Below are 12,042 nucleotides of genomic sequence, written 5' to 3' on the forward strand. Positions count from 1 at the left end.
GATCCCAGTTATGAACCAAGCTAGTGAAAGTGAAATTGTTATACGCCGCTTGTATCAAATCACCAATGATTATCGAAAGGGTTTCGATATTCAGATCGCTCAGCTGCTTATCATGGGGCTTGAACGCTTCAACTTAGATATTGGTATCTTATCTAAAGTCGATGGTAATACTTATTTAGTTGAACACTGTGTCACACCCGAAGGCGTTGAACTCAATAGAGGGGACACCTTCGATTATCGCTCGACCTACTGTGAGATCACGTGTAAATCGATTAGGCCTATCTGCATTGAACACTGTGGTAAACATGATAAGTATGCGACTCATCCTGCCTACCAGTCATTTGGTCTGGAGTCTTATATTGGTGTCCCTATTTTCGTCAATGATGAGCTTTATGGCACCTTAAACTTTTCAAGCCCGACTCCTTATCATCGTGAATTCAAAGAGTTCGACATTGACGTGATGAGGTTAATGGCTTCATGGATAGAAGTGGAACTCGTTAGAAGACAGCAAGAACGAAAACTCAAAGAGCTAAACGAGAAGCTAGAGTACCAAGCTCTTTACGATCCTCTTACACACTTACCGAATAGACGCTGCTTGTTCAAAACGCTGAATGCGGAAGTAGAGCAGTTAAAAGGTTCTTTAGGAAAAGGGACACTCGCGGTTGTCGACATCGATTTTTTTAAGGTCGTTAATGATACTTACGGCCATCAAATGGGTGATGTTGTTTTAAAGAAAGTGGCGAACGTGTTGAGTCATAACACTCAAGAGGGAGAGTTTGTGGCGCGCTTTGGTGGCGAGGAGTTCATTCTTTGGTACCCCAATAAAACACCAAGTTGTGTTGAAGATAAGTTCATGACTCTTTTGCAAGAGATGAAGAAAATCACACTAGATAGAAAGCCAGTCACGATATCAATCGGTGCATGTCATTTCAAATTGAGTACTGGAGACACTAAAGGGGAAAGAATGTCGGCGTTAGACTCGTTAATCAAAGTTGCCGATGAATGCCTGTACATTGCTAAACAAAATGGACGAGATCAGTTTATTTCTCGTCCATATCATCAAGAACACTCCGGTTCGTAAGCCGAAATTGATTTGTTCTTAATGGGCAACTGTCGCAATTAGCTGAATAGATAAGGGAACAGCTGACGGCGTTCCACTGGCGTTAAAGATTCAACTCTTGCTATGTTCGTATCAGGAATCGCTTCAGGGTTAGGGTAGTGCTTCAACACTTTTTCCATACTTGCTTCACGAATCAAATGGTAAACCGGATACGGTGAGCGATTCGTTAGGTTTTCATCGTCTTCTGGATCTGCACCACCAAAGCAATAGTCTGGGTGGAACGTCGCTACTTGATAAACGCCTTCCCAGTCTTCCTGCTTAATCAGGGCTTCAATCCAATCAATGAACATGTTGTAGTCGAAGAAATCTTGCAGCATGTTAGGTACAACCACCAACGTCGTCTCTAATTCCGCAACTGGCGTGTTATCTAACTCTACGAAATGCGTCATGATGTCTTGCAACAACGCTTCTTCAGTATTCGCTTCACTCACAAAGATCTTAATTTGTTTATTACGTTGTGGCTTGGCTGCGAATGGACACAGGTTTAGGCCAATAACGACATCGTCTAACCATTGTTTTACTTGGTCGTGGATGGTTTGAAGATCTGTACTTTGAGTGTTCGACATAACAGGTTTCGAAATGAAATTTTGCGTAGGATATCAGAACGGACGTTAATCAAAAGCAATAATTCAATCAGACAGTTTGTGTTACTTAAGCTTCAGCTAGCTTTGAGGTTGATCCTTGAAGTTGTTTTAACTGATAGACCCAAGCAAAAATCGCAATATAGAAGATTGAACCACCTGCGATCACACCATTCCAGCCAAACAGTTGCCAACAATACAAGAGTAAGAAACCGCCCAAGCTCCCGCCTATGTAATAGTGGACTAAGTAAAGAGCGGTTGCTGTGGCCTTAGCGCTCGGTGCTTTTTGACTTACCCAAGAGTAGGCAAGGGTATGGGCGAAGAACGCACCGCCACTAATCAGCAATAAACCAGCGAGCATGAACGGAACCTTATCGACCGCAGAAACGAGCATTCCAACTAAGCTGATACACACGCCCATCAATATTCCGCTTAACGGATCAAAACGAAGTGTCCATTTGTTAGAGAGTTTAGAACTTACCGTTCCGGCCAAATAACATAGGAATATGAGTGAAGCCAAACCAACAGGTACTGAATGAGGTTCGGATACCAACCTAAAGCCCATTACCGAATACAGGTTAACGAATAGCGCGAAGTTAGCGCCCCCAATCAACATCGCGAGCCACAAGGTGCGGTTTCTTAAGTGCATCACTACAGAGCGGTTATGATGAAAGAACAGCCCTTTCTGTGGTTTGAAGTTTTGCTGGTCAGGCAGGCTATACGCAATATAGAGCGCGCCAAGTAAAGAGCCGACAACGAAAAACAACACAGTCGCATGCCAGTCGAAATAATCCGTAATCAAGCCACCTAATACACGCCCGAAAATCCCACCTAATGAGTTGGCCGCAATATAGCCACCAATCGCGACCGCAAAAGCTTTGGGTGATAACTCTTCGACCATATAGGCAACCGCTACGCCAGCAAAAGCTGCGACCGCAATTCCCATGAAAGCTCTCGCAATCACCAGTTGTAGCAAGGTTGTCGTGAACACCATGCTCAATCCAATCACAGGAATTGCGAATAAGCTGAATAGAATAATAGGCTTTCGACCGAAGGTTTCAGATGCGATTGCCCAAGGCACCAAGCTAATCGAAAGGCCAAGTGTCGTTGCGGCAAACAGCCAGTTGATCTGAGTTTCTGATACTTGGAAGTGCTCTGCCATGTGCGGCAAGATAGGCTGAAAGAGGTAAAGGTTACAGAAAATAATAAACGAGCCAATCGCCAATGATTGGGTGATGCGTTTGTATTGAGGACTGTCTTTATCAAACATTTACGTTGTGCCTGCGCGAGTTAATAAGCTATTTGTGAACAAGTTATCAGCACAATTGTGATTAAAGAAATATATTAAAAATATCACCTCTATATATAAAATATATCGACATGCTTGAATCAAAACCTCTTCGACATTTTCTGGTCGTTGCTCAATTTGGTAACTTTACTCAGGCTGCAAAAGCGCTGCATATTGCACAGCCTGCATTGAGTATCTCCATTAAAAAGCTAGAACAGACACTTGAGTTGATTCTATTCCGTCGAGGAGATAAATCCGTCACTTTAACGGAAGAGGGAAAGGTACTGTTTGAGCATGCGAAGCGAATCGCCCAGCAGTTTGATGATGCTCAGCTCGCAATGAACGAGTTAAAGGGGTTAGAGAAAGGAGAGGTGCGTTTAGGGGCGCCAAGCATGATGGGAAGCTACTTTTTCCCGCAAGTCGTAATGGCATTTAAGAGCCAATACCCAAACCTAAAACTGACGATTATAGATGCTGGTACTGCTTCGATTCGTGAAATGTTATTAAACGGTGAGCTTGATATCGGCGTGATTAATCATGAAAACGTGCCTGATGACCTCGAAACTGACCACTTGTTAAGCTCAGAAATGTTAGCTGTTGTTGGTAAAGAACACCCATTGGCAACTCAAGCATCCATCACCTTTGAAGAGTTTTTCGCTCAAGAGCTGATTATGTTCAAGTCTGGTTATTTTCACCGTGACTTTATCGATGCGACCTGTAAAAAATACAACCTAGACATGACCATCGCATTCGAAACCAACTTGCTCCCGATGATTCTTTCTATAGTGAAGCGAGAGTTCGCCATTACCGCACTACTCAGCTTAGTGACAGAGTACGAGGAAGATGTTGTCGGCGTGCCATTCAAAGACCCTGTGAAACTGAACCTATCTTTAGCCTGGAGAAAAGAAGGCTATCTGTCTAAGGCAGACAGAACCTTTATTGATTTCGTGAAGCAATATGTGTGATTTTTGGTCGTCATGTCGGCGATTAATATGAAGCAATATCACACTTTTTGTGATTTATGAGATCGATATCACTTATTTAAGCGTGGGTATTAAGGGTTTATGATTTACTTAATATGCCTCGGACTTAATAATCAACAGGACTTTTAGGTATGGTGTTCTGTTGTTATGAAATGCGAATGTAAAGAGCAAAAGTTGGTTAGGATTCATAGAACGTTTATGGATCGTTTCTTTGGTATTAAAGGAAGATACCAGTGCGTGAACTGCGGTATGGTTTTCAAAATCAAAGGCTGATGCGCTGTAATTCTTGTGTCTTACTAAAGATAAAAACAAAGCCCGCACATCCTTGGTTGGATCTGCGTGCTTTGTTGTGCAGAAGTACTAAGCTCTTAGGCCACGTTATGTGTTCTTTGAGTTATACATCTTATCGAAGTTTTTCTGATTCCAGCCGACCATCACTTGGTCACCGATCTTAAGCACAGGGATAGAACGAGCACCCATCGCCTGTAATTCTTTACGGCCACGCTGCATTTTTGCATTCGTTAGGCGATATTCAATTTTCTTCGAATCCAAATAGCGTTGTGCATCTTTACAGTGCGGGCATTTGTCTGCGACGTACAATACAACACGTTTCATTTTTACAATCTCTTTTTGAGTGTAGCTCTTGGTGAATCTCGCTAAAGTGTAACGAATCCTAGGTGATTAGAAAAGTGTGATCAGTTACACTATGCGGCTCAATTTTCAAGACCACAACATATTGTCGTGGTGTAACTTGTACGGTCTTTCAGCATGCATCCTTCTTTACGCTATATTCAAGGCTACCCGAAGCACATTCTCGACCCGGTAACTCAACTTGTTGAATCAGGTAAATTGGTGCCGTGGTTTGAAGCTCGCTACCCAAAGAATCATGAAATCAAAAGCGAGAAAGCCCTGTTTGACTATGCGATTGAGATTAAAAATCGCTACATGAAAAAAACGCCACCGATCAGTAAAGTGATTTACGACGGCAAGATACACCTAATTAATAATGCATTAGGTCTGCATTCTTACGTCGCGAAGAATCACGGTGGAAAGATCAAATCGAAGAACGAGATTCGTATCGCCAGTGTTTTTAAAAATGCACCAGAACCTTTGCTGAGAATGCTGGTGGTGCATGAACTGGCGCACATCAAAGAGAAAGAACACGACAAAGCCTTTTACCAACTATGCTGTCACATGGAGCCGGAATATCATCAACTTGAGTTAGATGCCCGTTTATTCATGATGTATTTAGACTTAAAGAAGTAGCCCAATGAGCCAATCACAAAATAGAACTACGCTAAGCCTGTCGAAAAACAGTACCTCCTCAACAAAAACAAAAGACAACCAAGCTGATCAAGGTAACCGTAAGCACGGTGATATTAAGCCAAATGCAGGCAAGCCAAGCAATAGCAAGCGTATTTCTACAAAGAACACATCTGATAAAAGTCGCAAGAATAGTGCACCCAAAGGCGCTGGCAACAACAACGCAAAGCGACCTTTTGCAAAAGATAGCAAAGGTAAACAGGGTGCGAATAAGGGGTCATCGAATAAGGGTTCTTTTAATAAAACTGCTTTTAACAAAAACGCAGCCCAGAAAAGACGCTCGGCTGAAAAACCTCAAGGCGGATTGCACCCAAGGAACCAACACACAGGCCGATACGATTTTGACTTGTTGGTCGCGGCATTGCCTGAGTTGAAAGAACACTTGATTAAGAATCCAGTAGGGGAAGATACGGTCAACTTTTCTGATCCTATGGCGGTAAAGCTTTTGAACAAAGCTTTACTTGCTCATCACTACGGCGTGAAACATTGGGATATTCCTGCGGGTTACTTGTGTCCGCCTATTCCCGGACGCGCTGATTACATTCACAGGGTGGCAGATATCCTGAATAGCGATGGCCAAGGAGAACCTTATAACCATGCTTCGGTTAAAGCGTTAGATATCGGTGTTGGTGCAAACTGCATCTACCCAATCATCGGTGCGACAGAGTATAAGTGGCGTTGTACTGGCACGGATGTGGATCCTGTTTCAGTGAAAGCGGCGAACTTTATTGCAGAAAGCAATGTGAACCTAAAAGGTAAGATCCGCAGTCGTTTGCAAGCAGACTCCGAATCCATCTTTAAAGGTGTGATCAAGGATAATGAGCGTTACGATGTCACTATCTGTAATCCTCCTTTCCATGGTTCACAAGAAGAAGCTGAGCAAGGTTCTCAACGTAAGCTAGACAACTTAGCAGCCAATCGAGCGAAGAAAGCAGGCCTACCGTTTAAGCCTGAGCGTAAAAACAAGAAGACGGTGCAGAAGCCCGTAGATGCAGCGAACAAACCAACATTGAACTTTGGTGGTCAGAAAACCGAGTTGTGGTGTCCGGGTGGTGAAGCTGCGTTTATCTTGAAAATGGCTAAAGAGAGTCAATTGTTCTCGACGCAAGTCTTGTGGTTTACGACGCTGATTTCTAAGAAAGACAATGTAGACATGATTCGTTCAGAACTTGGCAAGCTGAGAGCAAAACAAGTGAAAGTGATTGAGATGTCGCAAGGACAAAAAGTCAGTCGCTTCGTTGCTTGGACATTTATGGACGACGAACAGCGTCAGCAATGGATCGAATTGAAATAACGAATCCAGAATTGAAGTAACCGGTTCAAAACCGACCTCTAAAATTAACAACGGGCTTGCTGATACTTTCAGCAAGCCCGTTTTTGATCTAATTATTTAATCATCTAAAACCCTAAGCTGGTTCAAGCAGAAAGCAGCTCGTCTAATTCCCTTTGATACTTCTGTTGTAATGCGCCGTTACCGGCTTTCTTTTCTAGTTCGATTAAGATCTGAAGTGAGGGGACTTGATAGCCATAACGTTGATGGAATTTAAACAGACGCAGACGAGCATCATTATAATCCTCAGTGCTGACCTCTATCTTAGAGAGCTGAAGAATTGATTTTACGCGGTTTGGATCGTGGTCAATCGCTCTCGTGAAGTAGTATCGTGCTTGGTCCACTTCGCCCGCCTTAAACGCACAAAAAGCCGCGTTTTCATAACTTGCAGACACTAAATAATAGTAGGGCTGATCGATAGCTTGGTTGAAGTATTTATCGGCTTGCTCGTATTCCCCCTGTTTACATAGAAAGGTGCCGTAGTTATTGAGTACGTTGCCATTTTTTGAATCCAAGCGCAGAGCTTTTTGATAAGTCACTCTTGCTTCACCAATTTCGCCGACTCGTTCAAAGTAGTGAGCCATAGACAGGCGTGCGCGATAGTAACTTGGTGCATGTTTAACGGCGAGTTCAAGATTCTCTCTAGCTCTTACCATGTTGCCTTGCCCCATATACCCCAAGCCTAACTCGATTCGAGATTCAGACATCGCAATAGGATCGCTTTCTATTTTAGGTGGTCCTTCAGTCACAGAAACGCAGCCAACCAAAGAGAATGAGGCGAGTAGCGCGAGATTTGATAGTAGGGGGTATGAAAACAACGATTTGGCAGGCATGTGCGGCTCCTTATGAACACAAACACATCATATGAAATCGCAGTCGTCGAAGTGGTAAATCTATTATGGAATGCGAGCCACACACCATAAAAAAACCGCGCTCAATTAGCTGTTTTATCAACAACCTACCGAGTGCGGCTTTATCAAAATTGATTACAACGAATTATTAATTACTACGAACTGTTGATTACAACGAGCTAACGTTTAATCGTCTTTAGTGAAGTTGTCTTCGCTGAAGTGATCCAGATCGTACGGCGTTTGCTGGTAAACACAGTAGTTTAGCCAGTTGGAGAACAGCAAGTGCCCATGGCTTCGCCAGCTTGCTACCGGCTTATTGTCTGGATTGTTGTTCGGGTAGTAATTGATAGGAATCACCGGCTCCATGCCTTCCCCTAAATCACGAACGTATTCACCGTGTAATGTATGGGCATCATATTCTGGGTGACCGGTTACAAACACGTTTCGCTTATCTTTGGTTGCGGCTAAGTAAACACCAGCAACGTCAGATGTGGCAAGAATATCCAGTTCAGTATGGTCGTTTAGGTATTCTTGTGAGAAATCGGCATAACGCGAGTGAGGCGCTAAAAACGTATCATCAAAACCACGTAGAAGAGGGTGGTATGGGTTATGTATCTCGTGACTGTAAACACCAGAAAGCTTCTCTTTACGTGTGCGTTTTGGCAAATCATACAACAGTTTTAAGCCTGCTTGAGCCGCCCAGCATACATACAGAGTCGAGGTAACGTGTTTATTGGCCCACTCCATGATGGTTTTGAGGTGATCCCAGTAGATAACATCTTCAAATTGAACCAAGCCAAGCGGTGCACCTGTGATGATCAATCCATCAAAGTTTCTCCCTTTGACCATTTCAAATTGGCGGTAGAAGTTATCAAGGTGTTCTGTCGGCGTGTTTTTGCTTGGTCGGTCATCAATGCGCAGCAGCTCAACATCCACTTGCAATGGACTGTTTGATAGTAGGCGTAAGAATTGAGTTTCAGTTTCAATCTTCTTCGGCATTAGGTTGAGGATCAAGACTCGAAGTGGACGAATTTCCTGTGTCGATGCTCTTGATAGCGGCATAACAAAGATGTTTTCTTCACGAAGAACATCAGATGCTGGCAGTTGGTCTGGAATGCGAATAGGCACAGCTTTCTCCCTAAGCTAGATATGTAGACGTCTATACTTCTAAATCTATAGTAGTTTGATACGCTTGTCGATATACAAAGTGGATAGTTGTAAATTATTTGTGTTTTCTATCAGAAGCAATACTTAGCTTGCAGGGGCACGCTGTGTTTTGTTCATACATTTGTGTAAGGGGAATTGATTGGTTCAAGTCTGTAAGATTGGTGGAGTTATCAGAGCACTTAGTTAGTATTTGAGATAAACTTGAGCTTTCGAATTAGCCTGTAAAGTGACAGATGAAGTTAATACTCATTCGAGGGTTGCCTGGCTCGGGTAAATCAACAAAAGCAAAGACCTATGATGCATTACATGTCGAAGCGGATATGTATTACGTGAATGAGCAAGGTGAGTACTGTTTTGATCCTAGGCAATTGCAGCAAGCGCATGAGTGGTGTCAGAACACGACAGAAGATGGCTTAAAGCAGGGGCTTGATGTGGTGGTATCGAATACCTTCATCAAACAGTGGGAAATGAAGGCTTATCGTCAACTTGCACTCAAATACAAAGCATATTTGGTTATCGAAGTCTGCCGAGAGCAATTTGGCAGCATTCACGATATCGAACCATCGGTGATTAAGCGCATGGCGAAAGATTGGCAAGAATAGCCCTGTGCTTTTTTGCAACTTAGTATCTGGCTAACGAATCAAACACAACGACCAATATTTAAACTCAAAGAACAACTCCAAGGTAAAAATTGAAATGGCAAAGCGCTCTGTTGTGGTCGACATGACCTCTTATGGTATTTACTCCACATGGGATTCAAAATCTAAAGACCTGCCAAAAATCCAAGAGTTCACCACCATTGTCGATGCTGAAATTGATGTCGAGTTTGGCTACATTCTGAATATCAAAAAGGCCAAGGGTGAAAAGATCCGTTACTGCATCTACCACCCAGATATCACCACAGACAAAGGTGAAGTCTTAGAACCGTTTGATGGTGAAGAGTACGTCGGCAACAACGATTGGGATTTTTACTTAGGTGACACTATCTGGGCTCCTGTCTCCAACAAACTCGGTAAATGGCGTATGACGGTCGAGCTAAAAGGAAACATCATAGCCGACAAGACGTTCGATTTAGTGGGTAAAGACGAAAACCAGTTCTGGAAGCGCAGGGGATTCTAATTAATCAGCGTGATAGTGCCTAAAAAGTAACGTCATTGGCTTCTGTGATCTAAAGTTTAACTCGACATAATTCAACTACTTATCTCTCAAAAACATAAACCTAATATCAATGTGCAAGGATTAACTTTACGGTGCGGAAAGTGTTAACGATACTCGTCAACTTCTAGCGCATAGTTAGTAAAACGTTGTCATTGGGGTTATTTGAACCCTAACTGGATTCATAGGTTTAGCTTAGAGTTTTCAAAGCTTTAAGTAGGAAGAAAAATGCCAAAGTACAAATTTGAATTAATCTTGGATGTTGATGAGAGTCGAGTTGCGCATAATGACTCTAAAGAAACTCATAAAAATGTTGATGTAGCAGGATACGTGTTCATGAGTAAGAAAGAAACTGAACTTGCTAGGTCGGTTGTTATTGATAATATTTGGCAATCAATGGCGAAAGAAGACCTTGATTATCTGTTGAGACTGAGCATGTCATCGCGACGAATCGAACTCGGACTGAGGGAGATTCAGGAATGACAACTAAGTTAATACCCACGGTTTTACTTTCGGTGTTTGTATTGTCGGGATGCAGTACTGGAATAAATCATGTTGGCGAGCCTCAGCAGTTTAATCCAGACGGTGTAATGGTTGATGAGTATAGTCTCAACGATTATGGCTATGGTGTTCACATAGTGGCTGAATTTTCGGAATACCAAGGAATGAGAAGTTCAGAAAGCGGTTTTAGAGGGTGCACCAATATTTTGAACAACGTTGCGATGAAGCACGCAACAAGCAAGGGTGAACGAGTTACTCGTATAAGCTGGAGAGAAATGAAAGACTACGGCTATATCGATCATGGACGAGACATCATTACTGCTGTTATGAATGTTAATTGTGAGTACTATTTTGATTACATCAAATAGCGGCTATTAATCGAGAACAATAGACAATAGACAACAAAAAAGCCGAGTCACACGTTATGTGGGGACTCGGCTTTTTGATATGAGCTAAATGGTATTCCTACCTAGCTTAGAAGCAAGGCTATTGAGTCACGTAAGCGACAACAAACTCAGTGATTGCGACCATGTCTTTCACTGCAATGTACTCTTCAGTGGTGTGAACTTTCGCCATACCCGTAGATAGGTTAACCGTTGTTAGACCTTTCGCGTTGAAGTTGTTTGCATCGCTACCGCCGCCAGTGCGTTTGGTGTTCGCCGTTACGCCAAGCTTTTCGAATGCTGATTTGATAGAAAGAATATGCGGATGATCGTCTGCAATCACGAATGCATCGTAAGCGCGAGTTGATTCGATTTCTACTTCAGCACCGAACTGCTTCGCGCTCTCTTGGAATGTCGAAATCATGTGTTGAACTTGCGCTGTTAGCTTCTCACCGTTCAGTGAACGCGCTTCTGCTACGACTTTAAGCTCTGGCATTACAATGTTAGTTGCTTGACCGCCTTCAACAATACCCACGTTTGCTGTTGTTTCTTCATCAATACGAAGCAGGTTCATTTTAGTGATAGCGTCTGCTGCTACTTGAATCGCGCTGATGCCTTCTTCTGGTGCTAAACCAGCGTGTGCAGGGCGACCTTTGATCTTCGCAACGATTTTCTGTTGGCCAGGTGCTGCATTTACGATAGTACCAATCGGGCCGCCTGTATCTAGAACAATAGCGTGCTCAGATTGAATGTAAGACATATCAAAGTTCAAAGAACCAAATAGACCGCCTTCTTCGAATACGGTGAACGCGATTTCAATGGTTTTGTGCGCTTGGCCTTCAGCTTGGATTACGCGAACCGCTTCCATAATAGCTGCGATGCCAGATTTATCGTCGCCGCCTAGGATCGTGTTGCCTTTTGAACGGATGATGCCGTCTTCGATGATTGGCTCAATGCCGATACCTGGCGTTACTGTGTCCATATGGCAGCTAAATACTGTGCTACCTGGAAGTGTGCCATCTAAACGAGCGTAGATGTTGAAACCGTTCGACACTTCTTCAGGAACGGCCAGTTTATGTACGTCAAAGCCTAGTTCGCCTAGCTGCTCAGCCAGTGCTTCCGCGATGGCTTTTTCGTTGCGTGATTCACTATCGATTTTCACAAGATCGCAGAAATGGTCGACAAGACGTTGTTCATTAATTTGGGTCATTGTTAATTCTCATTATGTTTCCGCTCGTTCGTCAGAAGTCACGGCTATAGGAACAGGAAAATCACTATAACGCCAATGTGCCAGATGAATGCCTGAGTTAAATCAAGAAAGTTGCCTGATTATTCTATTTAATTAGAAAAATCTTATTTA

14 protein-coding genes are annotated in these 12,042 nt (G+C 43.0%); 8 read left to right on the forward strand and 6 right to left on the reverse strand.

The features are described 5' to 3' along the window. Positions 1 to 10: 10 nt before the first annotated feature. Positions 11 to 1,081 (forward strand): sensor domain-containing diguanylate cyclase, encoded by a 1,071-nt coding sequence (locus tag QWZ07_RS12795; RefSeq protein WP_192853136.1) that lies wholly within the window; start codon positions 11 to 13, stop codon positions 1,079 to 1,081. A gap of 38 nt (positions 1,082 to 1,119) precedes the next feature. Here the strand turns inward: QWZ07_RS12795 and QWZ07_RS12800 are convergent, their stop codons facing one another. Then, positions 1,120 to 1,686 (reverse strand): DUF1415 domain-containing protein, encoded by a 567-nt coding sequence (locus QWZ07_RS12800; RefSeq protein ID WP_192853137.1) that lies wholly within the window; start codon positions 1,684 to 1,686, stop codon positions 1,120 to 1,122. Positions 1,687 to 1,771: 85 nt separating this feature from the next. After that, entirely contained in the window at positions 1,772 to 2,971 is a 1,200-nt protein-coding gene (locus QWZ07_RS12805; protein WP_192853138.1) for an MFS transporter, read from the reverse strand. A gap of 110 nt (positions 2,972 to 3,081) precedes the next feature. Here QWZ07_RS12805 and QWZ07_RS12810 point away from each other — a divergent pair, with 110 nt between their 5' ends. After that, positions 3,082 to 3,954, forward strand: coding sequence for a LysR family transcriptional regulator (locus QWZ07_RS12810; RefSeq protein ID WP_192853139.1), 873 nt, complete (start codon positions 3,082 to 3,084; stop codon positions 3,952 to 3,954). A gap of 396 nt (positions 3,955 to 4,350) precedes the next feature. Here the strand turns inward: QWZ07_RS12810 and QWZ07_RS12815 are convergent, their stop codons facing one another. After that, on the reverse strand, positions 4,351 to 4,587 hold the full coding sequence (locus QWZ07_RS12815) for a glutaredoxin family protein (protein WP_004734934.1): 237 nt from the start codon (positions 4,585 to 4,587) through the stop codon (positions 4,351 to 4,353). A 153-nt stretch (positions 4,588 to 4,740) separates the two neighbouring features. Here QWZ07_RS12815 and QWZ07_RS12820 point away from each other — a divergent pair, with 153 nt between their 5' ends. Then, the gene (locus QWZ07_RS12820) at positions 4,741 to 5,238 is read left to right on the forward strand and encodes a YgjP-like metallopeptidase domain-containing protein (protein WP_004734935.1); all 498 of its coding nucleotides are present in this window, start codon (positions 4,741 to 4,743) and stop codon (positions 5,236 to 5,238) included. A gap of 4 nt (positions 5,239 to 5,242) precedes the next feature. Next, positions 5,243 to 6,589 (forward strand): 23S rRNA (adenine(1618)-N(6))-methyltransferase RlmF, encoded by a 1,347-nt coding sequence (rlmF, locus tag QWZ07_RS12825; protein WP_192853140.1) that lies wholly within the window; start codon positions 5,243 to 5,245, stop codon positions 6,587 to 6,589. 122 nt (positions 6,590 to 6,711) lie between these two features. On the opposite strand, the gene pilW is transcribed toward rlmF, so the two are convergent. Together pilW and metA are read right to left on the reverse strand one after the other, a co-directional pair. After that, complete coding sequence (pilW, locus tag QWZ07_RS12830; protein WP_192853141.1) at positions 6,712 to 7,458, reverse strand: type IV pilus biogenesis/stability protein PilW; 747 nt, start codon at positions 7,456 to 7,458, stop codon at positions 6,712 to 6,714. A 204-nt stretch (positions 7,459 to 7,662) separates the two neighbouring features. Beyond that, complete coding sequence (metA, locus tag QWZ07_RS12835) at positions 7,663 to 8,604, reverse strand: homoserine O-acetyltransferase MetA (protein ID WP_017105520.1); 942 nt, start codon at positions 8,602 to 8,604, stop codon at positions 7,663 to 7,665. A 272-nt stretch (positions 8,605 to 8,876) separates the two neighbouring features. Here metA and QWZ07_RS12840 point away from each other — a divergent pair, with 272 nt between their 5' ends. From QWZ07_RS12840 to QWZ07_RS12855, 4 genes are all read left to right on the forward strand, one after another. Further along, positions 8,877 to 9,245: an AAA family ATPase gene (locus QWZ07_RS12840; protein ID WP_102278569.1), complete on the forward strand. Its 369-nt coding sequence runs from the start codon at positions 8,877 to 8,879 to the stop codon at positions 9,243 to 9,245. Positions 9,246 to 9,339: 94 nt separating this feature from the next. Further along, positions 9,340 to 9,762 carry a DUF3859 domain-containing protein gene (locus tag QWZ07_RS12845; protein ID WP_017109831.1) on the forward strand — a complete coding sequence of 141 codons (423 nt, stop codon included), beginning with the start codon at positions 9,340 to 9,342 and terminating at the stop codon, positions 9,760 to 9,762. A 264-nt stretch (positions 9,763 to 10,026) separates the two neighbouring features. Continuing rightward, positions 10,027 to 10,281, forward strand: a complete 255-nt coding sequence (locus QWZ07_RS12850) for a hypothetical protein (RefSeq protein ID WP_192853142.1) — start codon at positions 10,027 to 10,029, stop codon at positions 10,279 to 10,281. Further along, positions 10,278 to 10,667: a hypothetical protein gene (locus QWZ07_RS12855; protein ID WP_099166891.1), complete on the forward strand. Its 390-nt coding sequence runs from the start codon at positions 10,278 to 10,280 to the stop codon at positions 10,665 to 10,667. Before QWZ07_RS12850 ends, QWZ07_RS12855 begins: the two co-directional genes overlap by 4 nt. A gap of 118 nt (positions 10,668 to 10,785) precedes the next feature. Here the strand turns inward: QWZ07_RS12855 and QWZ07_RS12860 are convergent, their stop codons facing one another. Continuing rightward, a complete protein-coding gene (locus tag QWZ07_RS12860; protein WP_192853143.1) occupies positions 10,786 to 11,892 on the reverse strand; it encodes a M20/M25/M40 family metallo-hydrolase in 1,107 nt (368 codons plus the stop codon). Positions 11,893 to 12,042 lie beyond the last annotated feature (150 nt).

It is taken from the genome of Vibrio lentus, assembly GCF_030409755.1.
In the GTDB taxonomy this organism is placed as follows: Bacteria; Pseudomonadota; Gammaproteobacteria; order Enterobacterales; family Vibrionaceae; genus Vibrio; species Vibrio lentus.